This is a genomic window from Glutamicibacter sp. BW78 (assembly GCF_002332245.1).
GTDB lineage: Bacteria > Actinomycetota > Actinomycetes > Actinomycetales > Micrococcaceae > Arthrobacter_H > Arthrobacter_H rhombi_A.
Genome location: NZ_NRGU01000008.1, coordinates 194,457 through 218,112, shown reverse-complemented (window position 1 = coordinate 218,112; position 23,656 = coordinate 194,457). Strand labels below are relative to the sequence as shown.

The 23,656-nt window shown below is 63.3% G+C and carries 28 protein-coding genes; 4 read left to right on the top strand and 24 right to left on the bottom strand.

Going from position 1 to position 23,656, the window contains the following annotated elements; all coding sequences use genetic code 11:
- Positions 1 to 31 precede the first annotated feature (31 nt).
- The 6 genes from CIK75_RS01865 to infC all read right to left on the bottom strand — a co-directional run bounded on the left by CIK75_RS01865 (position 32) and on the right by infC (position 4,771).
- A complete protein-coding gene (locus tag CIK75_RS01865; RefSeq protein ID WP_096223025.1) occupies positions 32 to 496 on the bottom strand; it encodes an NUDIX domain-containing protein in 465 nt (154 codons plus the stop codon).
- A complete protein-coding gene (locus tag CIK75_RS01860) occupies positions 493 to 1,449 on the bottom strand; it encodes a cation transporter (RefSeq protein WP_086997304.1) in 957 nt (318 codons plus the stop codon). Before CIK75_RS01860 ends, CIK75_RS01865 begins: the two co-directional genes overlap by 4 nt.
- 98 nt (positions 1,450 to 1,547) lie before the next feature.
- The gene (locus tag CIK75_RS01855; RefSeq protein WP_096223024.1) at positions 1,548 to 2,462 is read right to left on the bottom strand and encodes an RNA methyltransferase; all 915 of its coding nucleotides are present in this window, start codon (positions 2,460 to 2,462) and stop codon (positions 1,548 to 1,550) included.
- A 139-nt stretch (positions 2,463 to 2,601) separates the two neighbouring features.
- Complete coding sequence (gene rplT / locus CIK75_RS01850) at positions 2,602 to 3,294, bottom strand: 50S ribosomal protein L20 (RefSeq protein ID WP_086997309.1); 693 nt, start codon at positions 3,292 to 3,294, stop codon at positions 2,602 to 2,604.
- A 104-nt stretch (positions 3,295 to 3,398) separates the two neighbouring features.
- A complete protein-coding gene (gene rpmI / locus CIK75_RS01845; RefSeq protein ID WP_086997312.1) occupies positions 3,399 to 3,593 on the bottom strand; it encodes a 50S ribosomal protein L35 in 195 nt (64 codons plus the stop codon).
- 116 nt (positions 3,594 to 3,709) lie between these two features.
- A complete protein-coding gene (gene infC, locus CIK75_RS01840; RefSeq protein ID WP_241895212.1) occupies positions 3,710 to 4,771 on the bottom strand; it encodes a translation initiation factor IF-3 in 1,062 nt (353 codons plus the stop codon).
- Positions 4,772 to 5,008: 237 nt separating this feature from the next.
- Here infC and CIK75_RS01835 point away from each other — a divergent pair, with 237 nt between their 5' ends.
- Positions 5,009 to 5,377, top strand: coding sequence for a DUF1844 domain-containing protein (locus CIK75_RS01835; RefSeq protein WP_086997314.1), 369 nt, complete (start codon positions 5,009 to 5,011; stop codon positions 5,375 to 5,377).
- A 98-nt stretch (positions 5,378 to 5,475) separates the two neighbouring features.
- On the opposite strand, the gene CIK75_RS01830 is transcribed toward CIK75_RS01835, so the two are convergent.
- The 7 genes from CIK75_RS01830 to CIK75_RS01805 form a co-directional block, all read right to left on the bottom strand.
- Positions 5,476 to 6,402: an SseB family protein gene (locus CIK75_RS01830; RefSeq protein WP_096223023.1), complete on the bottom strand. Its 927-nt coding sequence runs from the start codon at positions 6,400 to 6,402 to the stop codon at positions 5,476 to 5,478.
- Between the two features lie 2 nt (positions 6,403 to 6,404).
- The gene (gene priA / locus CIK75_RS01825; protein ID WP_086997319.1) at positions 6,405 to 7,163 is read right to left on the bottom strand and encodes a bifunctional 1-(5-phosphoribosyl)-5-((5-phosphoribosylamino)methylideneamino)imidazole-4-carboxamide isomerase/phosphoribosylanthranilate isomerase PriA; all 759 of its coding nucleotides are present in this window, start codon (positions 7,161 to 7,163) and stop codon (positions 6,405 to 6,407) included.
- Between the two features lie 43 nt (positions 7,164 to 7,206).
- Positions 7,207 to 7,359: a hypothetical protein gene (locus CIK75_RS16285; protein ID WP_179204263.1), complete on the bottom strand. Its 153-nt coding sequence runs from the start codon at positions 7,357 to 7,359 to the stop codon at positions 7,207 to 7,209.
- Positions 7,359 to 7,997, bottom strand: coding sequence for an imidazole glycerol phosphate synthase subunit HisH (hisH, locus tag CIK75_RS01820; protein ID WP_086997322.1), 639 nt, complete (start codon positions 7,995 to 7,997; stop codon positions 7,359 to 7,361). Before hisH ends, CIK75_RS16285 begins: the two co-directional genes overlap by 1 nt.
- A complete protein-coding gene (gene hisB, locus CIK75_RS01815) occupies positions 7,998 to 8,618 on the bottom strand; it encodes an imidazoleglycerol-phosphate dehydratase HisB (protein WP_086997325.1) in 621 nt (206 codons plus the stop codon).
- Positions 8,619 to 8,676: 58 nt separating this feature from the next.
- Positions 8,677 to 9,807, bottom strand: a complete 1,131-nt coding sequence (locus CIK75_RS01810; RefSeq protein WP_096223022.1) for a histidinol-phosphate transaminase — start codon at positions 9,805 to 9,807, stop codon at positions 8,677 to 8,679.
- A gap of 68 nt (positions 9,808 to 9,875) precedes the next feature.
- On the bottom strand, positions 9,876 to 10,274 hold the full coding sequence (locus CIK75_RS01805) for a LysM peptidoglycan-binding domain-containing protein (RefSeq protein WP_096223021.1): 399 nt from the start codon (positions 10,272 to 10,274) through the stop codon (positions 9,876 to 9,878).
- A gap of 263 nt (positions 10,275 to 10,537) precedes the next feature.
- On the opposite strand from CIK75_RS01805, the gene lexA reads away from it, so the two are divergent.
- On the top strand, positions 10,538 to 11,263 hold the full coding sequence (gene lexA / locus CIK75_RS01800) for a transcriptional repressor LexA (RefSeq protein ID WP_086997332.1): 726 nt from the start codon (positions 10,538 to 10,540) through the stop codon (positions 11,261 to 11,263).
- Positions 11,264 to 11,321: 58 nt separating this feature from the next.
- On the opposite strand, the gene CIK75_RS01795 is transcribed toward lexA, so the two are convergent.
- Together CIK75_RS01795 and hflX are read right to left on the bottom strand one after the other, a co-directional pair.
- On the bottom strand, positions 11,322 to 13,340 hold the full coding sequence (locus CIK75_RS01795; RefSeq protein ID WP_096223020.1) for an ATP-dependent DNA helicase: 2,019 nt from the start codon (positions 13,338 to 13,340) through the stop codon (positions 11,322 to 11,324).
- Positions 13,333 to 14,907 carry a GTPase HflX gene (hflX, locus tag CIK75_RS01790; RefSeq protein ID WP_086997338.1) on the bottom strand — a complete coding sequence of 525 codons (1,575 nt, stop codon included), beginning with the start codon at positions 14,905 to 14,907 and terminating at the stop codon, positions 13,333 to 13,335. Before hflX ends, CIK75_RS01795 begins: the two co-directional genes overlap by 8 nt.
- A gap of 188 nt (positions 14,908 to 15,095) precedes the next feature.
- Here hflX and CIK75_RS01785 point away from each other — a divergent pair, with 188 nt between their 5' ends.
- Positions 15,096 to 15,743, top strand: a complete 648-nt coding sequence (locus tag CIK75_RS01785; protein ID WP_086997455.1) for a methyltransferase — start codon at positions 15,096 to 15,098, stop codon at positions 15,741 to 15,743.
- Here CIK75_RS01785 and dapF read toward each other — a convergent pair.
- From dapF to CIK75_RS01755, 6 genes are all read right to left on the bottom strand, one after another.
- Positions 15,740 to 16,681, bottom strand: coding sequence for a diaminopimelate epimerase (gene dapF, locus CIK75_RS01780; RefSeq protein WP_096223019.1), 942 nt, complete (start codon positions 16,679 to 16,681; stop codon positions 15,740 to 15,742). The two genes, CIK75_RS01785 and dapF, sit on opposite strands and share 4 nt — an antisense overlap.
- A gap of 9 nt (positions 16,682 to 16,690) precedes the next feature.
- Positions 16,691 to 17,605, bottom strand: a complete 915-nt coding sequence (miaA, locus tag CIK75_RS01775) for a tRNA (adenosine(37)-N6)-dimethylallyltransferase MiaA (RefSeq protein WP_096223018.1) — start codon at positions 17,603 to 17,605, stop codon at positions 16,691 to 16,693.
- A 6-nt stretch (positions 17,606 to 17,611) separates the two neighbouring features.
- On the bottom strand, positions 17,612 to 19,135 hold the full coding sequence (gene miaB, locus CIK75_RS01770; protein ID WP_096223017.1) for a tRNA (N6-isopentenyl adenosine(37)-C2)-methylthiotransferase MiaB: 1,524 nt from the start codon (positions 19,133 to 19,135) through the stop codon (positions 17,612 to 17,614).
- Positions 19,136 to 19,195: 60 nt separating this feature from the next.
- Positions 19,196 to 19,837 (bottom strand): regulatory protein RecX, encoded by a 642-nt coding sequence (locus tag CIK75_RS01765; RefSeq protein WP_343251882.1) that lies wholly within the window; start codon positions 19,835 to 19,837, stop codon positions 19,196 to 19,198.
- 41 nt (positions 19,838 to 19,878) lie between these two features.
- Complete coding sequence (gene recA, locus CIK75_RS01760) at positions 19,879 to 20,931, bottom strand: recombinase RecA (protein WP_086997461.1); 1,053 nt, start codon at positions 20,929 to 20,931, stop codon at positions 19,879 to 19,881.
- Between the two features lie 196 nt (positions 20,932 to 21,127).
- Positions 21,128 to 21,349, bottom strand: a complete 222-nt coding sequence (locus tag CIK75_RS01755) for a DUF3046 domain-containing protein (protein WP_096223039.1) — start codon at positions 21,347 to 21,349, stop codon at positions 21,128 to 21,130.
- 48 nt (positions 21,350 to 21,397) lie between these two features.
- On the opposite strand from CIK75_RS01755, the gene CIK75_RS01750 reads away from it, so the two are divergent.
- Entirely contained in the window at positions 21,398 to 21,877 is a 480-nt protein-coding gene (locus tag CIK75_RS01750; RefSeq protein WP_086997349.1) for a helix-turn-helix domain-containing protein, read from the top strand.
- Positions 21,878 to 21,953: 76 nt separating this feature from the next.
- Here the strand turns inward: CIK75_RS01750 and CIK75_RS01745 are convergent, their stop codons facing one another.
- The 3 genes from CIK75_RS01745 to pgsA form a co-directional block, all read right to left on the bottom strand.
- Positions 21,954 to 22,391 carry a helix-turn-helix transcriptional regulator gene (locus CIK75_RS01745; protein WP_086997352.1) on the bottom strand — a complete coding sequence of 146 codons (438 nt, stop codon included), beginning with the start codon at positions 22,389 to 22,391 and terminating at the stop codon, positions 21,954 to 21,956.
- A 168-nt stretch (positions 22,392 to 22,559) separates the two neighbouring features.
- The gene (locus CIK75_RS01740; protein ID WP_096223016.1) at positions 22,560 to 23,048 is read right to left on the bottom strand and encodes a CinA family protein; all 489 of its coding nucleotides are present in this window, start codon (positions 23,046 to 23,048) and stop codon (positions 22,560 to 22,562) included.
- The gene (gene pgsA / locus CIK75_RS01735) at positions 23,045 to 23,653 is read right to left on the bottom strand and encodes a CDP-diacylglycerol--glycerol-3-phosphate 3-phosphatidyltransferase (protein WP_096223015.1); all 609 of its coding nucleotides are present in this window, start codon (positions 23,651 to 23,653) and stop codon (positions 23,045 to 23,047) included. Before pgsA ends, CIK75_RS01740 begins: the two co-directional genes overlap by 4 nt.
- Positions 23,654 to 23,656: the final 3 nt, after the last annotated feature.

The window sequence follows — 23,656 nt, the reverse complement described above, 5'->3', positions numbered from 1 at the left end:
GATGTGTCCGGTACGCACACTGTCAGCAGGATCATGGCAGGTCGGCGCCCCGTCCCGACGCCCCCTCAACCACCGCTCCATGACGGGCCACGATTGCCTCGACGATCGGCAGATCGGCAGGAATCCAGGGCACCTCAGAGACGAGGTTCCCGCCGATTTCCAACCAGCGCAGTTCGTCGTGGTCTTCAAGAGGTTCGGGGGTCCCCGCAGTAATCCGGGCCAGCCAGACACGCATGGCCGCGGACCCCGCGAGTTTCCACCCCTGGTCGATCGGGCCTTCAATTTCGGCGCCAAGGTCGGCCTCGATACCGAGTTCTTCCGTCAACTCACGCAGCAAACCTTCTGCGCAGGTCTCCCCGGCTTCCACCTTTCCCCCAGGAAATTCCCAGAGTCCGGCCAGCGCTGGCGGGCTGGTCCGGCGGGCGGCCAACAGCCGGGTCGGTGTCTGGAGAGAATCGACCAGTGCCGCACCGACGATCTGTTTCAGCCCAGTCATTGCGCGGCTCCTTCGGTGGTTCCCGGTGCCTGCCTGGCCTCGCTGGTTCGTTCGATATCGGGTTCGAGGTAGATGACCGTTGCCGTCGGTACGGCGGCGCGGATCCGGGCCTCGGTCGCGTCGATGGCCGCGGCAATATGTTCACCCGTACTACCCTTCCGGGTACCGAACTTCGCAGCGACGAGGATTTCCTCGGGGCCCAGGTGAAGGGTCTTCAGGTGGATGATTTCGGTCCCGTCGGCGCGGATGGCTTCTTCGATTCTGGCGATGTTCTCACGGGATGCCGATTCCCCCAGCAACAGGGATTTGGTTTCGACGGCCAAGATGATGGCGATGCAGACCAGCAGCACACCGATCATTGCCGTCCCGGCGGCGTCGAAGATCCCGTTCCCGGTGAGCAGGGTCAGGCCCACGCCGAGGAGTGCGAAGAACAGGCCCACCAGCGCTCCCAGGTCCTCCAGGAGGATCACCGGCAGTTCGGGTGCCTTGGCCCGGCGGACGAACTTCACCCACCCCGTCGTGCCGCGGACCTGGTTTGATTCATGGATGGCTGTCCTGAAGGAGAGCCCCTCAGCGATGATGGCCCCGACGAGCACGGCCACAGGAACCCACCACCATGGACCGTCGATGCCGTGGGGGTCCTTGAATTTTTGAAAGGCTTCATACAGTGCGAAGAGCCCGCCGACGCTGAAGAGGATGATGGAGACGATGAACGCGTAGATATAGCGTTCACGGCCAAAACCAAAGGGGTGTTCGGGGCTGGCTTGGCGTGTGGATCTCTTCCCGCCAATCAGCAGCAGGACCTGGTTGCCGGAGTCCGCGACGGAGTGGATCGCCTCGGCCAGCATCGAGGATGATTGGGTCAGTAGCCAGGCGACGAATTTGAAAACGGCGATCGCCAGGTTGGCTGCCAACGCCGCGACGACGGCCTTATTTCCACCGGATGCTGCCATGGTCTCCGCCTCTGTCGGGGCGCGGTGCGCCTCGTTGAATATCCTTGCGCCACGCTACTACGTCGCAGGGCTCTTTCAGCCCTGCTCGCACCGTACCGTCAGGACGACGGGTCGGACCTGCGATGGGCGCGTGCCGAGGCATAGAGGCAGACGGTGGCCGCCGTGCCCACGTTCAATGATTCGGCAACCCCGTACAGCGGGACGGCGACCCGGTGGCCAGCGATCGCCAGTTCCTGATCATCCAGTCCCTGGGCCTCGTTGCCGAAGAGCCACGCGGAGGGGTCTTCCAACCGCGGGTTCGAGCTGTTCTCGACTTCGCTCGCCGACCCTAGCCGCCGCATCGTGCTCTCATCCTGCAGGATGTCGAGATCGGTGGTCCCGTAGCCATCGGCCGCCAAGAGCTGAACCCCTGCCGCTCGTGCCGCCACAGCCAGGGAGTCGAATGAAACACCGGTGACGATCGGCACCTGGAAGATGGAACCCACGGTCGACCGCACGGCCTTGGGGTTGTAGATATCGACGCTGCCTTCGGTCAGGACGACGGCATCCGCACCGGCCGCCACGGCTGCCCGCAGAATGGTGCCGGCGTTGCCGGGATCCTGGACCCGGCACATCACCGCCACCAGTTGCACTCCGGCACCAAACACGTCCTCGAGGCTGTGGGGCACCATGCGGCATACGGCAATGATTCCCTGCGGCGAAACGGTATCAGCCATCGCGGCCAGCACTTCGGCGCTCACAGTCCGCAACCTGACCTGTCCCCGGGACAGACCCAAGTCCGGGTGTCGTTCCAGGGCTTCGACGGTGGCGAAGACCTCCTGGACAATTCCCCGTCCGCCGTCGGCCAGTGCCGTGTCGTGGCGCTGCAACGCTTCGCGAACGGCTTGAGGGCCTTCGGCCAGGAAGGCCGCCCGCTTAGACCGCCCAGAACGGGTGGCCAACCGGGCGACATCTCGGACACGTTCGGCCCGCGGATTGGTCATCTCGGCCTCGGTGTGGTGCACAGCGTTCATGAGAAGAACCTTATCGGGCTCGGGCGCCGCAGCGCGCAGGTGGGCAGTTTCCCACCACTGGTTAACGGCCGAGGGGACGGAATCCGTTGAGAATTCCGTCCCCTCACACCGGGCGGACGATGGCCCGCGGCGCAGTGTTCTACTTGGAGAACTGCTGGCGTGACTCGCCACCTGCCGGCTCGAAACCGGCGGCCTTGGCGGCCTCGACGGAGTTGAACCAGAACTCCGGCTGCGTCTGCTCGTACCAGGTCGAATCCGGCACGTGGTACTTCATCGACTGGTTGCCCTTGATGACGTAGCCCTCGGGGGCATCCTCGCCCTCAACGGCCTTGACCATGCCTTCACCCTCGGTGGCCTTGGCGGCCTTCGGGGCAGCAGCCTTCTTGGCGGCGGCCTTGGGGGCGGCAGCCTTCTTGGCGGCAGGAGCGGCCGGCAACTTGGTGGCGGGCTTCTCGGCGGCCGGGGCGTTGACATCGGCCGGGAGGGCCTCCTTGGCAACCTTGACCAGCGCGCCAAACGCGTTGGCGTCGGAAACGGCCAGCTCGGCGAGCATCCGACGATCAACCTCGACCTCAGCGGCCTTCAGGCCCTGGATCAGACGGTTGTAGGTCAGGCCATTCGCGCGGGAGGCAGCGTTGATGCGCTGGATCCACAGGCGACGGAAGTCACCCTTGCGCTTGCGGCGGTCGCCGTAGCTGTAGACGAACGAGTGGAGCAGCTGCTCCTTGGCCTTGCGGTACAGGCGCGAACGCTGACCGCGGTAGCCCTTGGCCCGCTCAAGAACGACCCGACGCTTCTTATGGGCGTTGACTGCCCGCTTCACACGTGCCACGTGTGTACTCCTTAATATCTTGCCCTCGGGATATCTGCCTGTTGGCGATCTGTCCGGGGGAACTCCATGGATGGGTGGGAACTCACCGTTCCCGGTGCGTGTGCTTAGATGCCCAGCATCCGCTTGATGGTCTTGGTGTCCGCCTTGGCAACGATCCGTTCGCCCTTGAGCTGGCGCTTCAGGCTGGAAGGCTTGTGCTCCAGGTAGTGACGACGATTGGCCTGCTGGCGCATGATCTTGCCGCTACCGGTGAGCTTGAAGCGCTTCTTGGCGCCACTGTGGGTCTTGAACTTCGGCATATCCGCCGTTCTCCTTACGTGCTCCCGTTGCCCTATCGGACCGGGGATCTTTGAGGCTTCCGGTATTGGAAACCCGTGGGTCAGGTGCTGCCCCCTGAGGGGCTCGCCATTCCGGGCTATTTGCCCGGGCGTGGCTTCGGAGCCGCGGTGGGCTTCGGTGCTGGCTTCGGAGCCGCGGTGGGCTTCGGGGCCGGTTTCGGTGCAGGCTTCGGTGCTGGCTTGGCAGCCGGCTTCGGAGTAGCTGCGGGCTTCGAGGCGGCGGCCGGTTTGGCTGCTGCTGGCTTCGCTGCTGCAGCCGGCTTGGTAGCCGTCGCAGGCTTCGCGGCCGGCTCGGCCTCAGCGGCCTTCGGAGCTTCAGCTGCCGGCTTTTCGCTGGCCTTGGGGGCTGCGGCGGCCTGAGCTTCGGCTTCCTTGGCGGCAGCAGCGTCAACCTTGGCCTTCGCTGCGTTATCCGCTTCGACCTGAGCCAGGCGTGCCTGGAACTCGTCCGGGAGGTTGTCCCCCAGCGACTGGGTCATTGCCGGTTGATCGCCCGAGGTATCGACGCGACCTTCCTTGGTTGCCGTTGCCTTGGCCTTGTCGTTTTCGCGCTGTGCCTGACGGCGTGCTTCGGCCTTGGCCTCTGCCTTGTTCTTCAGCGGTCCAACGACCATGACCATGTTCCGGCCGTCCTGACGCGGGCTCGACTCGACGACGCCGACTTCGGCAACGTCTTCGGCGAACTTGTTGAGCAGGCGAATGCCCAGCTCTGGGCGCTGCTGCTCACGTCCACGGAACTGGATCATGGCCTTGACCTTGTCGCCAGCACCGAGGAAACGCAAAGCGTGCCCGGTCTTCGTCTCATAGTCGTGCTTGTCGATCTTGAGTCGGAAGCGGACTTCCTTGAGCACCGTGTTGGTCTGGTTCTTGCGTGCCTCACGAGCCTTAACCGCGGCTTCGTACTTGAATTTGCCGAAGTCCATCAGTTTGCACACGGGAGGCTTGGCCGTCGGCGCCACCTCGACCAGATCAAGGTCGGACTCCGCGGCCAGACGCAACGCGTCCTCAATGCGGACGATGCCCACCTGTTCGCCGTTGGGTCCAACCAGCCGCACCTCGGGGACGCGGATTCGATCGTTAATGCGTGGATCGCTGATGTGTCGCTCCTGCTGTTCGTAGTTCGAAGCCCCCAGCAACAAGAGAAGGCCTCCAGCTGCTGGGCAGATGGAGGCCTGAAAATTCGGTTCGGCTGCTCACGCATGCCACGGAACCAGAAGTTCCGTACCGAAGTGACCCGGCAACCTGAAGCGGTTACAGCGGGTGGGAGTAGGCCTCCACTTGCATACTCGTCTTGTTGCTCGAGGCAGATCCTTCGCCTGATGGGGCGGAATCCGCTGAGTCAGCAAAACCAGTCGGTCTGTGAAAAGCTTAGCAGTATGAGTACCCCTGAAACCAATCCTGACGCCACCTTCGGCGAGACCAACGAGGTTCGCGACATCGCCGAAGTGGCGGCCGTGGAAGTCATTACGACGGCTGCCGTGCACCTGATGAGCGCGGCAGCCGTGAAATGCGGGCTCGCCGAAGGCGAAGACGCCGAGGGCCTGCAGGATCTAGATGAAGCCCGCAAGCTCATCACTGCCCTGGCCGGCCTGATCACCTCGGCAGCACCCGAAATCGGCTCACAACATGCCGGACCACTCCGCGACGGTCTGCGCTCGCTCCAGCTGGCCTTCCGCGAAGCCTCCAACTACCCGGATGCCCCCGGGCAGGGGCCCGGAGAAAAACTCACTGGTCCCGTGAACTAAAGCTCCAACGCACGTCTCACCCGGGAGGTCGCCACCGTGGTGGCGACCTCCCTTTTCGTGCGCCACCATGATTCAGCGCCGCCGGCAGCCACTGCCCTTCACACGCGTGCAGCCGGCCCGTGCAGCCCAATTTCCAACGAATCCACCCGCGTAGCGAAGTCCGCGTCCGCGCCAAGTACCCGTTGAAGTCGCCCGACGGTGGCCTGCACGTCTTCGCGGGCCATCCCGGCACGCAAAGAGATCTCCACGCGTAGTTCGGGGCCCGGGCCTCCCCCTGCCATGACCGTCCCGTCGGCGGTACGAGAGGCCACTCCCCGCCCGGGCGCTGCGGTGATCCCGCGGATGGCAGAGTCTGCGTCGGCTGCTGCCTGCAAGAGTGGCAAGAGCGCCTCATCGGCGTAGCTGGGAGTCCACTCCTGCTGTTGAGCCAGCGCCCACATGGCTGGCCGACGCAGGACGAAAGTAGTCTCTGCGGCCGGGTCGATGACCAGCAGTTGGGCTTTTTCGGCAACTGCCGACAAGGCTGCACGCGGAGCATAGACGGCAACAGGGCGAGCTTGCTCGTGCCACGCTTGCAACAGGTCAACGCTACTGAAGACCGGCAGGGCTGGTCGGCCGTCGGGAGCGGTGATGGTCACCAGCGCCATATCGGCTTCCTTGTCTTCGGTGAAGCCGTGCTCACCGATGCCCCCTTCGGCCAGCGTCGCCACGACGGGGACAAAAAGCCTGGCGTGGGCCAGTGCAGCGTGGACCTCACGCTCGGTGCCGGTACCAGCCTTCAACGCGCCGATCGCCTCGAGATAGCCGGCGTCTGGTGCCCCGTCGTCGTCGTCGAAATGATGCAACGGATTGCCTTCGCCGGACAGGTCCCTTCCGGCCCAGGACTGGCCAGCGGAGTCAGTGGCCTCTCCGGCACGGAGCAGCGCGGCTTCGATATGGCCGGGCAGGTGCCGACTGATCCTTGGGTTCGCCGGGCTGCCTCCGGTCGGGGTTCCGGCGGCCGGTTCAGGAGCGCCGTCGCTCATCGCTACCGCCGGCCGGCGACGTCGAGGGCCTGGGGCAGGGTGAACTGCCCGGAGTACAGCGCCTTGCCCACGATCGCGCCTTCAACTCCGTTGGGCACCAAGGCCCGCAGTTCGCGCAGGTCCTCCAGACTGGAGATTCCTCCGGAGGCGATGACGGGTCGTCTGGTTCGGGTGCACATTTCGCGCAAGAGATCGACGTTCGGTCCGCGCAAGGTGCCGTCCTTGGTCACATCGGTGACGACGTAGCGTGCGCATCCAGCGTCTTCGAGCCGGGCCAGGACATCCCAGAGGTCTCCGCCGTCGCTGGTCCATCCACGGCCGGCCAGCGTCGTTCCTCGCACGTCAAGTCCGACGGCGATCTTGTCTCCATGCCGGGCGATGGCGCGGGCCGTCCATTCCGGTGCCTCCAGTGCCGCAGTGCCCAGGTTGACCCGGGCCGCCCCAAATTCCAGCGCACGTTCCAATGATTCGTCGTCGCGAATTCCACCAGAAAGTTCGATCTTAATGCCCAGTTCGCGAGAAATCCTCGCGACGGCCTCGGTGTTGTTCCCCCTGCCGAACGCGGCGTCCAGATCCACCAGGTGCACCCACTCGGCGCCGTCCTGCTGCCAGGCCAGGGCTGCATCAAGCGGGTCACCGTATCCGGTCTCACTGCCGGCTTCGCCCTGAACGAGGCGGACGGCTTGCCCGTCGGCGATGTCCACCGCTGGCAGGAGTTCGAGGATGTTGTTGCTGGTCACAGGTTCTTCTCCGGTCTTCATCGATTGGGTGGGCCGCTGCCCGGCATACGCCGGGCAGGGACGGCTACTTCAGGGTCATGATGTAGGCGGCCAACAAGGCCATCCCAGCCAGCACCCAGGTCGCAACGATCCAGGAGATATGGGCTTTCTGCTGGCGCAGGGACAGGGCGCCACCAGCGAGGATTCCTCCGACCGCCATCAGAATCAGGCTCCACATCAGGACAGGGTCTCCAGCCAGTTGGAGAGCAGTTGCGCCCCTGCTTCCCCTGACTTTTCCGGGTGGAACTGCACGGCCGAAAGCGGGCCGTTCTCCACGGCGGCGATAAATGGGCCGCCATGATCCGACCAGGTCACTGCCGGGGGGTTCATACGCGGCTGAGCCACCGGGAAATCCCAATGCTGGACTGCGTAGGAATGCACGAAGTAGAAGCGCTCATCTTCGATGCCGGCAAAGAGTCGTGATCCCGTCGCCGCAGTCACGGTGTTCCACCCCATATGTGGGACGACTTCGGCCTTGAGTCGTTCGACGGTTCCCGGCCACTCGCCGAAACCGGCAGTCCGAATGCCATGTTCGACGCCTTCGTCGAAGAAGACCTGATGGCCGACGCAGATTCCCAGCACCGGTCGCCCCCCGGCGATCCGGCGACCAATGAGCGGTCCCGCCCCGACGTCATTGAGTGCTTTCATCACGCTGGCGAACGCACCCACGCCCGGGACGACGAGGCCATCAGCCTCACGGATATCGGCTGGTTGATTGCTCAACGTGACTTCGGCGCCGACATGTTCAAGTGCGCGAACCGCGGATCGGATGTTGCCCGACCCGTAATCCAACACCGTGATACGGGGCCCGGCCATCTACAAGGCACCCTTCGTGGAGGGGATCATTCCGGCATTGCGAGGGTCTGGTTCCACGGCTTGCCGCAAGGCGCGGGCGAAGGCCTTGAACTGTGCTTCGACGATGTGGTGCGGATCCCGACCGCCCAGGACTCGCATGTGGAGGCAGATCTGCGCGTGCAAGGTGATCGATTCAAAGACGTGGCGGGTCAGCGAACCGGTGAAGTGGCCTCCGATGAGGTGGTATTCCTGTCCTGCCGGTTCGCCTCCATGGACCAGGTACGGACGTCCCGAGATATCAACGACAGCGTGGGCCAGGGCTTCATCCAGCGGGACTGAAGCCTCGCCGAAGCGGCGGATGCCTGCCTTGTCGCCCAGGGCGGTGCGCAGGACTTCGCCGAGGGTGATGGCAACGTCCTCCACCGTGTGGTGGGCATCGATGTGGGTGTCGCCGGTCGCCTGGATGTTCAGGTCGATCAGTGAGTGTTTGGCCAACGCTGTCAGCATGTGGTCGTAGAACGGGACACTGGTACTGATGTTGGCGGTACCTGTGCCATCAAGGTCGAGTTCAACAGACACGGTGGACTCGCTGGTGGCGCGCTCCATGCGGGCTCGGCGACCGCCAAGCAGTTCTGCAGACATGGGTATTCCTTCGGTGTGGGTGGGGCGGGCGGCAACGGTGGCGGCCCACGGGTTAAGTCTAGCTGTCGTGCCCTGAATCAGTTTTCGGGGCGGAGGACACGAGGGCTTCCAACGCGTGGAGGAAAGCGGTCGTCTCGGCTTCCGTTCCCGCCGTGACCCGCAGGTGGCCGGCGATGCCCACATCGCGGACCAGCACGCCGGCGTCGAGTAGGCCCTGCCAGGTCGCACTGGAATGTTCGAGACCACCGAAGAACACGAAGTTGGAGTCACTCACCGCAGGTTTCAAACCCAACCGGGTCAGTTCGCTGACGATCCTGTCGCGTTGGCCCTTGATGTCCTCGACCGTGGCCAGCAAGGCATCAACCTGCTTCAAAGCAGCATTGGCGGTGGCCTGAGTGACGGCCGAGAGGTGGTACGGAAGACGCACCAAGCGCAGGGCGTCGGCAATTTCCGGAGCTGCGGCGAGGTAGCCAAGCCGTGCTCCAGCCAGCGCGAAGGCCTTGCTCATGGTCCTGGTGACGATCAGTCGTTCACGGCCGGGAAGCAGCGTCAGCGCCGACCGGGTCCCGCTGAGCGCGAATTCGGCGTAGGCCTCATCAACAATGACGATCGCCTGGCTGGTCCGCCCCGCCTCGTAGACGGCTTCAACGACGTCCAACCCGAGGGCGGTGCCTGTCGGATTATTCGGTGAACAAAGGATCACCAGATTCGGGGCGGCCGCTGCGACCTGATCCGCTGCTGACTGGGCGCTGAGTCCGAAGTCCTCGCCCCGCGCTCCGGCAAGGTAGGTGGTATCGGTACCGCTGGCCAGCAGCGGGTACATCGAATATGTCGGAGGGAAGCTCATCACGGTCCGCCCCGGCCCCCCGAAGGCCTGGAGGATCTGCTGCAGAACTTCGTTGGAGCCATTGGCCGCCCAAATACTTTCGGCTCCCAGCCCGTGCCCCAAATATCCGGCAAGGCGTTCACGCAGTTCGGTGAACTCGCGGTCAGGGTAGCGGTTCAGGTCCGTTGCGGCTGCGCTCACGTCTTCGGAGATGGCCCGGCTCACGGCTGCGGGCAGCGGATGGGTGTTCTCGTTGACATTCAACAGGATGGGAACATCCAGTTGGGGTGCGCCGTAGGGTTCGATGCCCCGCAGGTTCTCACGCAGGGGCAATTTGGCCAGTCGTTCCAGCTGATCACTCACGGCCCCATTCTATTGCCCGTCCGTCCGTGGCGGGAATCGGGGCCGGGGCCCGGGGTCATAAAGGAGGCTTAGCTGCCGGCGGGAACGAAGATCTGTTGGCCGGGGACGAGGACCGATCCCTTCAGGTCATTCATTTCGGTGATTTCCGCCACAACGTCTCGGCGGTCGCGCTGCGGAGCGAATTCCGCGGCCAGGGCCCAGACGGTATCCCCTTCCATGACCGAGACCGTCTGCGCCTCAACAGAGGTCGTGTCGGAGGCGTCAGAGGCCATCACCGGAGCGGTGAAGATACCGGCAAGCACCAGGAGTGTGGTGGCCACCAGCATGACCGGCAAGCCGATGAGGATGAACCGGCCCCGACGAGTCAGCGTCAGGCGGCCACTGCGAGCTTTGGCGGGGTGGGAGGAAATGGTCTGAACGGAATCGTCATTGAGGAACACCGGGGTCGCGAGTGCGATCTGCGCCATGGTCTTACCTTCCTGTTGTCCGCCGAAGCGGGTCCTGGTTGCGGGATTCAACTCCCGTCTTCGAACTCATATTCGAACTTCTGTCTCATTTTTAGCATCTATGTACGAAGATTGTCGAGACACGTTCGAATAAATCTTTGAATGACGTCGACGACTGCCCTAGAGTAGAAGCCATCGGCTGGATGGATGAGAGTCCACCAGTTGCATCCGACACATTGCGCACAGCCCCGGTACGCCGGCGATTTACCAGGACGGGATGGATCATGAGCTCAGCTGAGAATCCGGCGCCGAAGAAGGCACCGAAGGGGTTGACTATCCGACAGAAGAGGATCTTGGAAACCATCCAGGATGCCGTGGCCGATAAGGGGTACCCGCCGTCCATGCGCGAAATCGGCGACACCGTCGGTCTGGCGAGTTTGTCTAGCGTCACCCACCAGCTCGCTCAGTTGGAGAAGCTCGGCTACATTCGGCGGGACCCGCGCCGCCCGCGGGCCATGGAAATCCTGCGTTCCGGGCACCCGGAGACGGCAGCGAACCCACAGCTGTCCCTCGCCCCCGAAGAGCCGGTGCAGCCCCGCCCGACACTTTCAGTGGTGGAGTCGGACGACTCCTCAGAGGTGGCCCGTGTGCCTCTGGTGGGGCGCATCGCGGCGGGCGGACCAATTCTGGCGGACCAGGCAGTGGAAGACGTGATGTCCCTGCCCCGCCAGCTGGTTGGGCACGGCGAGCTGTTCATGCTCAAGGTCAGCGGCGATTCAATGGTTGAAGCAGCGATCTGTGATGGGGACTGGGTCGTCGTCCGCCGCCAACAACATGCAGAGAACGGCGATGTCGTCGCGGCTTTATTGGACGACGAGGCCACGGTGAAGACTTTCAGGCAGCGTGACGGCCACACCTGGCTGCTGCCACAGAATCGCCAGTACGAGCCGATCTTGGGCGATCATGCCACCGTCATGGGCAAGGTCGTTTCGGTGATGCGCTCGATCTAGACCGCTGTAGAGACCAAGGAGGGCTCCGTCCGTGGACGGGGCCCTCCTTCATCTCTATCTAGTGCTCGCTGGCCGCCAGACGGCGCAATGAACCCAGCACGACGTCCTTATCCGTGGTTGACCACATGGGGGGCAGCGATGCCCGCAGGTAGCTACCGTAGCGTTCAGTGGCCAACCGTGAATCTAATACGGCCACGACGCCACGATCGTCCGTCGATCGGATGAGTCGGCCCGCCCCTTGGGCCAGACGCACCGCTGCATGGGAGGCGGAGACGGCCATGAAACCGTTCCCGCCATGGCGGGCCACGTCCCGACTGCGCGCCGTGGACAGCGGGTCATCCGGACGGGGGAAGGGGATCCGGTCAATAACCACCAGGCGGCATGACTGACCGGGGACGTCGACTCCCTGCCAGAGGGTCATGGTGCCAAAGAGGCAGGTGTCGCGTTCATCGGCAAATTGTTTGACCAGGGTGGACATGCTCGATTCGCCTTGGCACAAAATTTCCGGAGTGACCCGCGGTCGCAAGGCTTCGGCAGCCTCCTCGGCGGCCCGACGCGAGGAAAACAGGGCGAGCACTCCCCCACCGGATGCCCCAATCAGATCTGCGAGCTCATCCATCGCCTCGGTGGATACATTTCGCGACGGCTTGGGCAGATGCCGTGCGACGTAGAGCATCCCCTGTCGGGAGTAATCAAAGGGGCTACCGACGTCGATACCTGTCCAGGCAGGAGCGCCCTCGCCCAGAAGTCCAAGCGAACCGGCCACCGGTTCAAAAGCGGCACCTATGGCCAGGGTGGCTGAGGTCAGCACAACCGTACGGCCATCGAAGAGGCCCTCACGCAATTTGCCGGCCACCGATAGCGGGGCGACATTGATGGTCGCTGGTGCCGACTCATCGGGAGCACTGTAGCCGGCGCCCGGGGTGAAGTTTCCTTGTCGGGAGATCCACACGACTTCCCGTTCATCGGCGGGACCATCAAGGCGTTCGCACTGTTCCTGGAGATACAGCAATTGGGACCGGGCCATCTGGCGCCCACCATCAGCAGTTTCGCCGTTTCCGGGTTTTGAATCAGACAACGCTGTGCGGACCGCCTCACGCACAGCGGCAATGGCAGCACCCTGCTCCTCGTTCAGACCCTTGGGTAGCAGACCGGTCGGGACACCTTCCAAGGAGTCCGCTAGCGCCTTGCCGGCCTGATTAAGCGCTTCGACGGCGACACCTTTGCAATTGCGTCGGGTCGCAGTAGCTGCCGCAGCAACCAGCGCAGCAGAGATGGGGCGCGTCACTGAATTGGTCACCCGGTCTTGGAGTTCATGCGCCTCATCGATGATCACCGTGTCGAACTCCGGCAACACCGCCAGTCCTTCAAAGGCCGAGACCGCCAGCAGGGCGTGGTTGGTAATCACGATGTCGGCGTCGCCGGCCTTCTTCCGGGCCAATTCACTGAAGCATTCCTCGGCCATGGGGCATCGTTGAGCACCGAGACAGTCCATGGCGCTCACGGAGACCTGTCTCCACGCCCGATCGCTGACCCCCGGGACCAGATCATCGCGGTCACCCGAATCGGTTTCCTCGGCCCATTGACGTACGCGCACGACCTCTTGGCCCAGTGCCGAGGTGGGCCCTGCGCCAGCCGTCAGCGGCCGGGCGGCCCCATCGTCACCGAGCGCGAAGAGTGCCCCTTCATCTTCATCGGGGTATCCGCCGCCGAGCTTGTACTTGCAGACATAATTGGACCGCCCCTTGGCCAGCGCTACATCCAGCTGGCGAGGTAACTCGTCGTTGAGGTTCTCCAGGAGGCGGGGAACGTCCCGGCCGACGATCTGGGCCTGCAGTGCAAGAGTGGCTGTGGAGACAACGACTGGCTTATCCGATTCGAGAGCGTGGGCAATCGCGGGGACCAGATAGGCCAGTGATTTGCCGGTCCCGGTGCCGGCCTGCACCAGAAGATGCTTTCCGCTCTCGAAGGCCTCGAGCACTTGTTTGGTCATCTCGTGCTGTCCGGGCCGGCTTTGTCCGCCCATGCGTTCAACGGCCTGGTCCAGGAGGGAGACCACCTCTTGTACTTCAGCCATGTGCGACGAACTGCTCCAATTCAGCGGCGAGTGCCCCGCGTACCTTCACGGACAGGCGAGTGCCTTCATCAAGATGCTCGATTTCCAGGATCTCCGCGTCGGTGCCATGGAGCCGGTGAACCAGATCGCCGCGGTCATAGGGAATCAACAATTCCAGGGCCACATCAGGGCGGGGAATTGCCTGGCTGATCGCTTCGAGCAACTCAGGGATCCCGCCGCCGGTGCGAGCGGAGACCACCACATGGTTCGGTTCGCGTTGGCGAATACGCTCGACAACGAACGGGTCGGCAATGTCGGCCTTATTCAACACGATGATCTCGGCGATGTTCTGGGCGTCGACCTCGGTCAAGACTTCACGGACCGCATGGATCTGCCCTTCGGGATCCGGGTGCGAAGCATCGACCACGTGCAAGATCAGGTCGGCGTCGGCTATTTCTTCAAGCGTCGAGCGGAAGGCTTCCACCAGTTGGGTGGGCAATGACCTGACAAAACCCACGGTGTCGGCAATGGTATATCCCAGCCCATCCTCGGTTTCCGTCCGCCGAACCGTTGGATCCAACGTGGCGAAAAGGGCGTTCTCCACCAAGGCTCCCGCGTCGGTCAACCGATTCAGCAGCGAAGATTTTCCCGCGTTTGTATAGCCGGCAATGGCCACCGCAGGTACGGCATTTCGCTTGCGGTTGGACCGCTTGGCATCACGCGCCGGTTTCATGCCCTTGATCTCACGGCGCAGTTTGGCCATGCGGTCACGAATCCGTCGGCGGTCCAATTCGATCTTGGTCTCACCCGGGCCGCGTGAACCGATGCCGCCGCCCGCCGTGCCGACCCGGCCACCTGCCTGCCGCGACATGGATTCGCCCCAGCCACGGAGTCGAGGAAGCAGGTATTCGAGCTGGGCCAATTCAACCTGGGCCTTGCCCTCACGACTCTGCGCATGTTGGGCGAAGATGTCCAGAATCAAGGAGGTCCTGTCGATGACCTTCACCCGTACGATGTCCTCCAACGCCCTGCGTTGGGAAGGAGCCAGTTCGGAGTCGACGACCACGGTGTCGGCTCCGGTGCTGGCCACGATATCTCGCAGTTCTTGGGCCTTGCCGGATCCAAGGAACGTGGCAGGGTCAGGCTTCAGACGACGCTGGACCATTCCATCGAGAACTTCCGAACCTGCTGTTTCCGCCAAGGCAGCCAACTCACGCAGGGAGTTCTCGGCCTCTTGGGCTGTTCCTTCGGTCCAGATCCCGGCCAGGACCACACGTTCCAGCCGTAGCTGCCTGTTTTCGACTTCGGTAACGTCTTCGAGCTCCGTGGACAGTCCGGCGACACGGCGCAAGGCATGTCGTTCGGCCAGGTCCTGCTGGTCACCATCGCTGAGGGAGTGTCCGGCACCGTCACCATCCAACGCCAGGGCTTTGCCACCCAGCGGTGCTTGCGTGCGCCAGCTATCGTCACGCTGAGACGTGGCGCGGTCCGCGGCATCGTCCCTCGCCAGAATACGGTCGATGACGGATTGGATCTCGTCCTCTGGGAGGTCGCGTCCCTCCGGATTGGGCTCATTGTGAGTGGTCATGTTCCCCTTTGAAAGGATTCGTCCACCAATTCTAGTCCGGGCCGCCGATAAGTGGCGGATTTTCTCCACCGGCCGAAACCAGCAGACCTCCAAACTATTAGTGATTGGGATTACTCTATCACTTAAATGCAGGCCCCCGGGAGGACAAGATTCGCTTTGCCCTCGCCCGGACGGTTAATCTTCAACTCATGGGTTCGGACCACTACTTCAGCGCACAGCCGTCGACGCCTTTCACCCGCAAGAGCATCCACGTGACGCTCGGCGGCCGGGAGCACACCGTGAACACGGCCGGAGGCATCTTCAGCCCCGACGGGATCGACAAGGGCACCGCGGTCCTGCTCGGCGGCGTACCTGCTCCGGCCCCGCAGGGTCACTTGCTGGATATCGGCTGCGGCTGGGGCCCCATCGCCTTGAGCCTGGCCATGGCTTCCCCAGAAGCCACAGTTCACGCGGTGGACGTCAACGAGCGCAGCGTGGAACTCACCCGAGAAAATGCCCAGGCTCTGTCGCTGGACAATGTCGTCACGACGACCCCCGAAGCCGTCGATGAGAGCGTGCGGTTCCACACCATCTGGTCCAATCCCCCGATTCGGGTGGGCAAAGAGGCCCTGCACGGGATCCTGCTCCAATGGTTACCCCGGCTGGCACCGGGAGGGACAGCCTGGCTGGTCGTCCAGAAGAACCTAGGCTCTGATTCCCTCCAGAAGTGGCTGGCTCGAGAACTACCCACGGGATTCCTCGTGGACCGGTATTCAACGGCCAAATCTTTCCGCATCCTGCGGGTGCGCAACACCCTCGGCATGGCTGAGCACGACTCGATTCCGGCGGAGGCCTAGACGAGGGTCCCCTCGGCCACCAGTGCCGCCGGCCCTTCCAGGACCACATGCTCACGGCCGTCGGGCCCCGTAACGAACCGCACGGAAACGGTCCCCCCGGGGACCTGCACGTCCCAACGCCGCGCCGAGGCCCCACCGGCCCAATGGCGGGTCGCGACCACGGCGGCGCAGGCTCCTGTTCCACAAGAGAGAGTCTCCCCCACCCCGCGTTCATGAACGCGCATGCGAATGGTTCCGACCCCGTCGTTGACCAATGGATCAGAGGGCAACACGAACTCCACATTCGTTCCATGCTCCGGAACGGGGTCAACCACCGGACTGCGCTGCAAATCCAACTGGTCAAGCTCGGTCGCTTCGGAGAGCGCGACGACGGTGTGGGGGTTGCCCATGTCCACGCTCAGGCCCGGTCGCGGGACCTCCAGCGAGGCATCCACGATGCTGTCCAGCGCCCGCTCGTGGGCCTGCTCGGGGAAAAGGAATTCCCACGGCCCCATGTCTACCGAGTACCCGGCAGCTGAACGGGAGACGACCTTCACGCCTGCTCGAGTGCCGATCGTCAGGGCGTCTCCATCGGCGAGGGACACCAGACCGTGGGAGACCAGGAAATGGACGAAGACCCGCACCCCGTTTCCGCACATCTCGGATACCGATCCGTCGCCATTACGGTAATCCATGAACCATTCGGCCTCCGGGTGCCCGTCCAGCACATCCCGCCCCTCGGCCAGCGTCTCGGATCGGATGGCACGGATCAGACCGTCGGCACCGATACCTAGATGACGGTCACACAGGGACGCCACTTGTGTCGGCAGGATATCCCGCCGATTATCCGGGTCGGAGATCAGAATGAAGTCATTACCCGTTCCATGGCCTTTGGTGAAAGCCAGACCGGACAGCGCCGGCAGGACGTCGGTGTGGTGTTCAGGTTCCCTCATGCTCATCAACCCAGCCTACGTCCCTCCGGAAGCTTCGAATTCCTGGACGGCGGTCGCCAGCATCCCCCGTAGGTCCGGTTCGGCTGCATCGAACCAGCGGACTCGGGGATCGGCCCGGAACCAGGTGAGTTGGCGGCGGGCAAACTGCCGCGTGGCCACTGTCGTTGATTCGATGGCCTGCTCGATCGTGCTGGTTCCCTCAAGTACTTGAAGGAACTGAGAGTAGCCGATGGCCCGGGATGCCGTTCGGGTCTCGCGCAGACCGCGCTGTGCCAGCGATTCCACTTCGGCCAGCAGCCCTGAGTCACACATGGTGTGTACCCGTTCTGCCACCCGGGCGTGCAGACGCCCACGTTCGATGTCCAACCCCAGTTGCAGGGTGGGTTGCCGGTAGTTGCGGCGGGGCATATAGGAGCTGAAGGGACGGCCGGTGAGCTCATGGACTTCAAGGGCCCGGATCAGTCGACGCTCGTCGAGGTCCCGGGCTGCTGATACCGGGTCAGCTAGCGCGAGTCGGGCACGCATTCCGGTCACACCTTCCGTGGACGCCTCGTCTTCCAGGCGTCCGCGGATCACCGGATCGGTGGGCGGGAACTCCAGGTCGTCGATCACTGCCCGGACGTAGAGCCCGGAGCCCCCGACCAGGATCGGCAGCCGGCCACGTTCCTGGATTTCGGCGATCTTCTCGCGGGCCTGCTGCTGGAACGTGGCGACGCTTGCTTCGCCATCGATGTCCATGATGTCCACTAGGTGGTGAGTGATTCCACCCCGCTCGTTCTCCGGCAGTTTGGCCGTGCCGATGTCCATGCCGCGATAGAACTGCAGGGCATCGGCATTGATGATCTCCCCGTCAAAGCGCCGGGCCAGGGCGATGGCGGCGTCGGACTTTCCCGTTGCCGTCGGCCCGACGATCGCAATAAGTGGCCTCATCTCGGGCTAGCGACGCGGGGGCAGAGCGGGCATCCCCAGGGAGACTCCCTGACCGGCGGCCCCCTGACCGGTGCCGCAGGACTCTTCCTGCGAGCGGTCCCACGCGTCGCCGGCGCGTGAACGACGCAGATGGTATTCGCCAGCAGTGGTCGGATCGGCCACCAAATGGAAGGCAGCGGCTTCCGTGATGGTGACGCTCACGAGGTCCCCGGGCCGGGGGGCTTCGGCACCGTCGGGGACGGAAAAGTGCACGAGTCTCTGGTCGCGGGCACGCCCCGACAGCCGATGGGTCTGTTCGGCCTTGCGACCTGACTGCGCGGTGACCATGACTTCAACCTCACGGCCGAGTTGGCGGGCATTCTCTTCAGCGCAAATACGGTCCTGAAGTGCGGTCAGCCGTTCGTAGCGTTCCTGGACGACTTCTTTAGGCAGTTGATCGGCCAATTCGGCCGCTGGTGTACCGGGTCGTTTGGAATATTGGAAGGTGAAGGCACTGGAGAACCTCGATCGCTCGACCACGTCCAGTGTTGCTTGGAAGTCCTCCTCGGTTTCCCCGGGGAAACCAACGATGATGTCTGTGGTGATGGCTGCCTCAGGCATGCGTTGACGAACCCGGTCCAGGATTCCCAGGAACTTCTTCGAACGATAGGAGCGGCGCATGTCCTTGAGGACCCGGTCGGATCCCGATTGCAACGGCATATGCAATTGCGGCATGACATTGGGTGTTTCGGCCATCGCGTCAATGACGTCATCGGTGAAGGCAGCCGGGTGAGGACTGGTGAACCTGACCCGCTCGAGACCGGGGATCTGGCCACAGGCACGCAGCAATTTGCCGAAGGCCAGACGGTCTCCGAATTCAACGCCATAGGAGTTCACGTTCTGCCCGAGCAATGTCACCTCAATGGCACCATCGTCAACCAGCGCCTGCACTTCGGCCAGGATGTCACCGGGCCGCCGGTCGCGCTCCTTGCCGCGCAAGGACGGGACGATGCAGAAGGTGCACGTGTTGTTACAGCCCACCGAGATCGACACCCAGCCGGCGTAGACCGAATCGCGTTTAGTGGGAAGGGTCGAGGGGAAGACGTCCAGGGATTCAAGGATCTCCAACTGAGCTTCGTTGTTATGCCGGGCCCGTTCGAGGAGCGTGGGCAGGGAACCGACGTTATGGGTTCCGAAGACAACGTCAACCCAGGGGGCCTTGCGCAAGATCGTCTCGCGGTCCTTTTGCGCGAGGCAACCGCCGACAGCGATCTGCATGCCGGGACGCTTTTCCTTGACGTGGGCCAGGCGGCCCAAGTTCCCGTAGAGCTTATTATCGGCGTTCTCCCGGACGGCGCAGGTATTGAACACGACGACGTCGGCTTCGGTATCCGGGTCCTGGCTGGGAACCAGACCCGCTTCTTCCAGGAGTCCGGCCAAGCGCTCGGAGTCGTGGACATTCATCTGACAACCGTAGGTGCGCACCTCGTAGCTACGGTGTGCTTCGTCGACGGTCGGGGCTGAATCGGGGCTGGGAATGGTCAAACTCACCCCCCCAGAGTACCGAACGCATGGAGCCGGAGGAACTCGGCTTGGACGGGGCGCGGCGGGTTAGCCTCGGGCGTCGGGCCACACCTCGTTGACGACGCGGAAGGCGATCCCCGAGCTGTATCCCTTGCGTCCGAGCATCGCCACTAGTCGTCGGACGCCCTTATCGCGCTCCAAGCCTGCCGGCATGGATCTGACCTTCTTTTCCACGAGTTCGCGAGCCATCTCCACCTCGTCTTCGCCGCTGAGCTGTTCCAGCGCGGCAGCTGAGAGTTCCTCGGCAATGCCCTTATCTCGCAGTTCGCGGCGCAACGCGCTTCGGGACAGCCCCCGGGTGCGCGCGCGACTGCGCACCCAGGCATCGGCGAAGGCCGCATCGTCGATGAGTTGAAGTTCCTCGAAGCGATCCAAGATGTTCTCGGCGATCTCATCCGGGATGTCTCGTTCGAAGAGTTTGTCGGCCAATTGCTTGCGGCTCTTCGGCGAGCCGGTGAGCTGTCGCAAAACAATGGCCCGTGCCGCAGACTCCGGGTCAGCCTCCGGGGCCCGTCCGGTTCCCCGGCGTCGCCGTTCATCGCCCCGACCACCAGGTTCCTGCCCCGCCTGGTGCTCGCCACCTGATTCGAGGTGCTCGGCATCTTCTGGAGGGAACAGGGCTCCCCCACCCCGGTCACCGCTCACCATGACTGCGTTGTCCTCCTCCATTGCCACCCCGTCCGGGCCGGCGTTTCGTCGCGTCCCCTGGCCTAGGAGTCAGTGCCCACAGCGCGCAACTGCGGGTCACCCGGTTCCTCCGGGGGCAGGGCACCGATCCCCAGCTTTTCCTTGATGCGTCGTTCCAGTTCGTCGGCGAGGTCCGGGTTGTCACGCAGGAACTTACGCGCATTCTCCTTGCCCTGGCCGAGCTGGTCACCGTCGTAGGTGAACCAAGCACCCGATTTCTTCACGAAGCCTTCTTCGACGCCCATGTCGATGAGGCCGCCTTCACGGGAGATCCCCACCCCGTAGAGGATGTCGAATTCTGCTTGCTTGAACGGTGGCGCCATTTTATTCTTGACGATCTTGGCACGGGTCCGGTTTCCTACCGGGTTGGTGCCTTCCTTGAGCGTCTCGATGCGACGGACGTCGATCCGCACGGAGGCGTAGAACTTCAACGCCTTGCCACCGGTGGTGGTTTCGGGACTCCCGAAGAAGACACCGATTTTTTCACGCAACTGGTTGATGAAAATTGCAGTGGTCTTCGTCTGGCTCAGACGCCCGGCGATTTTACGCAATGCCTGGCTCATCAGGCGTGCCTGCAAGCCCACATGGCTATCGCCCATCTCGCCTTCGATTTCGGCGCGTGGCACCAGGGCAGCCACCGAGTCAATGACAATGACGTCAAGGGAGCCGGAGCCGATGAGCATGTCCATGATTTCCAGCGCCTGTTCGCCGGTGTCCGGCTGGGAAACCAGTAGGGCGTCGGTGTCAACGCCCAGCTTCTTGGCATATTCGGGATCCAACGCGTGTTCGGCATCGATGAAGGCCGCAATGCCTCCGTTGCCCTGTGCGTTGGCCACCGCGTGCAGTGCCAAGGTCGTCTTACCCGATGATTCCGGCCCGTAGATCTCCACGACGCGACCCCGCGGCAGTCCGCCGATACCCAAGGCAATATCCATGGCGATCGAGCCGGTGGGGATGACCTCGATCCTGGCTCGGGTATCGTCTCCCAGACGCATCACCGACCCCTTGCCATACTGCTTGTCGATCTGTGCCAGCGCTGATTCGAGAGCCTTCTCGCGGTCCATTGCTGCGGCCATCATTCACCTCGGTTGTGTTGCGGCCCTACGGCCTGTTGTCGTCCTGTTTCACACGGTATGCGCCGCACCGGACAGTTTGGTGCGGGCCGTCGTCCCTGTGGAGAACCCCGGTCTGCCACCCGTGCCATGTCTCTGTGGACAGCCTACAGCTGTTCCGAACACATGTTCGAACAACGGGTCGGCGTGTCATCGCCGATTACTTCTTCGGGGCGATATCGCGACCGAGTCGTCGCGAGGGCGGAACATCCTGTTTTTCGCAGATGGCCGACCACACGAGGCGGGGTTCGATCCCCGAGGATAGAGCCGCTTGGGCGCTGAGGCCTCCCAGCTCGGACAGAACCAGTTCCGAGGCCAGCACGCGGGAGTAGCCGGCTCCGAACTCGTCGTCCATTAGGCGCCAGAAATCACTGAGTCTCACGTTGTCCATTCTTCCACGGGTTGGTCCTTCCGACCCTAAGATGGTGCCATGAATGAACCGGATCCCGTAGATGATGCAGTGGCCCAGCGCACCCGAGCCATCCATGACATGGAGGAGCAACTCAGCTTCCTCTGGCGTCGGGCCCGGTCCAATGGCAATAAGGTCGCCAAACAAGTCCATCCCGATATGGAGCCCGGAGCTTACGGCCTGCTGGCGGCACTGCAGCGCCGCGGCACCCTGAGGTTGACGGAGCTAGCCGCGGAGATCGGTGTCGGCAAACCTTCGGTGAGCCGTCAGGTCAAAATGCTGGAGGAGCTGGGTGTGCTGGCCAAGGTTGCCGATCCTGCGGATGGGCGCGCCCAGTCGATCACCTTGACCCGGGCCGGGGCGCAGCAACTGGCGGCGGCGCAGACCTCACGCCAGCACATCTTCCGCGACCTGCTCGCCGACTGGCCAGATGAGGAACTCCTGTCATTGGCCGCCTTGCTGACCAAGCTCAATGGTTCCTATTTGAATGACCGCGGCTGAGAACACCCGTTAACAGCAGCAAGGCAGCCGTATGAACGGCTGCCTCGCTGCGGTGGCGTTCGGTTGCGCTCCGCCCCTAGTGGGTCGGGGCCATTCCCTGAGCCAGGCCTTCGGTCCAGTCCTCGGGGAGGACCGTAGCGAATTCGTTGGTGAGATCGGACGGCACGGTGTCTGGAATGTCGACACCCTCGGCCATTGCGACCCGGTCGCTGACCTCGCGAAGCATCAAGGACAGTGGAACATCCAGAGCTCCGCAAATGGATGAGAGCAGTTCGGACGATGCTTCCTTTTGTCCACGCTCCACCTCGGAGAGGTAACCAAGGGAAACACGGGCATTATGCGAAACCTCGCGTAGGGTCCTGCCCTGACGCTGGCGGACATCCCTCAGGACGTCCCCAATCTCGTGGCGGAGTACTACCATTTTGGGCTCCTTATGCTCGCGATGGGCATCTTCTGTCAGTCCCACATCTCGCCAACGGACGATGCCGTTTACGGATACGGGTTGCTTGACCATGTGTATCGCCTTACTCCTTTTGATCCTGTGCCAAGTGTCCCTGGCCGATGAGTCCTGTCATGGACCCTGTAGTTTTTTCAACTCACGGGACCCCGGTTTTGTTCCCCAGCCTCTAGCCTAGTCACAAAACTGCCCCAACAGCCAGTGCTCTCGGGCAGTTGGGGAGGGTCACTTTTCCTCGATGAGATCCATCAGACATTCCAAGGCTGCATCGCGTGCCTGGGAACGGATCGCCTGTCGCCCCCCGGTGAACCGGAATTCAAGCGAACCGCTTCCGGCGGTACTGGCATAGCCGATGAAGACCGTACCCACTGCCTTGCCGTCGTGGACTTCGGGACCGGCAACCCCCGTGCTGGAAACCGCGACGTCACTGGTACAGACTCTGCGTGCTCCCTCGGCCATTTGTCGCGCCACCTCAGCGTCGACGGATCCCCGGGCTTCCAGTAAGGACTCTTCGACCCCCAGGACCTCCTGTTTGACCTGGTTATGGTAACTGACCACACCCCCGCGCAACACAGCTGAGGCTCCAGCAACATCGGCCACGGCCGCGGCGATCCAGCCCGCGGTCAGAGACTCGGCGGTGGCTACGCTCACTCCGCGCAGGGTTGCCTCCGAAATGATCCGCTCGGCCACCGGCAGGGGGCTGACGCCGGTCACGACGTCGTTCCTCCTGGGCTGGCTGGAGCCATCCGTGCGGCTTGGATGATGTAGTCGATCCCCGTGTAGACGGTGATCAGCACAGCCAGCAGAATAACGACGAGGGCCACTATCGACAGCCACGTGATCGCTGGGGTGAACGGCAACAACAAGAGGAACAGACCCGCCGTCTGGGTGACGGTCTTGAGCTTGCCGCCGCGTGAGGCAGCCATGACCCCGCGGCGGATTACGGCGAAGCGCAGCACCGTGATTCCGAGTTCTCGCACGAGGATGACGATGGTAATCCACCACCACAGTTCACCCAGCCAGGACAGGGTCACCAGGGCGGCCCCCAGCAGGAGCTTATCGGCGATGGGGTCGGCAATCTTACCGAAGTTGGTAATCAAACCGCGACTGCGGGCCAGATCTCCGTCGAGTTTGTCCGTATACATGGCCACGACGAAAAGTCCGACGGCAATCCATCTCAGCGCCGCGTGCTGTTGGTCATCGGCCACCAGCGCCCAAACGAAGAAGGGAACCATGATGATCCGAAGAGTCGTCAGAACGTTGGCGATGTTTAGGGTTGGGACGTGGCCGGGGGCCTGTCCTGCTGGTGTATCAGTCACCCC

Excerpts from the sequence above, each read along its gene's own strand:
- rpmI (WP_086997312.1), bottom strand. The coding sequence starts at position 3,593 with ATGCCGAAGTTCAAGACCCACAGTGGCGCCAAGAAGCGCTTCAAGCTC.
- CIK75_RS01750 (WP_086997349.1), top strand. The coding sequence starts at position 21,398 with ATGAATGAACCGGATCCCGTAGATGATGCAGTGGCCCAGCGCACCCGA.
- CIK75_RS01865 (WP_096223025.1), bottom strand. The coding sequence starts at position 496 with ATGACTGGGCTGAAACAGATCGTCGGTGCGGCACTGGTCGATTCTCTC.
- CIK75_RS01805 (WP_096223021.1), bottom strand. The coding sequence starts at position 10,274 with ATGGCGCAGATCGCACTCGCGACCCCGGTGTTCCTCAATGACGATTCC.
- hisB (WP_086997325.1), bottom strand. The coding sequence starts at position 8,618 with ATGTCTGCAGAACTGCTTGGCGGTCGCCGAGCCCGCATGGAGCGCGCC.
- CIK75_RS16285 (WP_179204263.1), bottom strand. The coding sequence starts at position 7,359 with ATGTGGAGCCTGATTCTGATGGCGGTCGGAGGAATCCTCGCTGGTGGC.
- hflX (WP_086997338.1), bottom strand. The coding sequence starts at position 14,907 with ATGACCACTCACAATGAGCCCAATCCGGAGGGACGCGACCTCCCAGAG.
- CIK75_RS01835 (WP_086997314.1), top strand. The coding sequence starts at position 5,009 with ATGAGTACCCCTGAAACCAATCCTGACGCCACCTTCGGCGAGACCAAC.
- CIK75_RS01745 (WP_086997352.1), bottom strand. The coding sequence starts at position 22,391 with ATGGTCAAGCAACCCGTATCCGTAAACGGCATCGTCCGTTGGCGAGAT.
- recA (WP_086997461.1), bottom strand. The coding sequence starts at position 20,931 with ATGGCCGCAGCAATGGACCGCGAGAAGGCTCTCGAATCAGCGCTGGCA.
- dapF (WP_096223019.1), bottom strand. The coding sequence starts at position 16,681 with ATGAGCATGAGGGAACCTGAACACCACACCGACGTCCTGCCGGCGCTG.
- lexA (WP_086997332.1), top strand. The coding sequence starts at position 10,538 with ATGAGCTCAGCTGAGAATCCGGCGCCGAAGAAGGCACCGAAGGGGTTG.
- priA (WP_086997319.1), bottom strand. The coding sequence starts at position 7,163 with ATGAAGACCGGAGAAGAACCTGTGACCAGCAACAACATCCTCGAACTC.
- CIK75_RS01855 (WP_096223024.1), bottom strand. The coding sequence starts at position 2,462 with ATGAACGCTGTGCACCACACCGAGGCCGAGATGACCAATCCGCGGGCC.
- miaA (WP_096223018.1), bottom strand. The coding sequence starts at position 17,605 with ATGAGGCCACTTATTGCGATCGTCGGGCCGACGGCAACGGGAAAGTCC.
- CIK75_RS01860 (WP_086997304.1), bottom strand. The coding sequence starts at position 1,449 with ATGGCAGCATCCGGTGGAAATAAGGCCGTCGTCGCGGCGTTGGCAGCC.
- hisH (WP_086997322.1), bottom strand. The coding sequence starts at position 7,997 with ATGGCCGGGCCCCGTATCACGGTGTTGGATTACGGGTCGGGCAACATC.
- CIK75_RS01795 (WP_096223020.1), bottom strand. The coding sequence starts at position 13,340 with ATGGCTGAAGTACAAGAGGTGGTCTCCCTCCTGGACCAGGCCGTTGAA.
- CIK75_RS01830 (WP_096223023.1), bottom strand. The coding sequence starts at position 6,402 with ATGAGCGACGGCGCTCCTGAACCGGCCGCCGGAACCCCGACCGGAGGC.
- CIK75_RS01765 (WP_343251882.1), bottom strand. The coding sequence starts at position 19,837 with ATGGAGGAGGACAACGCAGTCATGGTGAGCGGTGACCGGGGTGGGGGA.
- CIK75_RS01785 (WP_086997455.1), top strand. The coding sequence starts at position 15,096 with ATGGGTTCGGACCACTACTTCAGCGCACAGCCGTCGACGCCTTTCACC.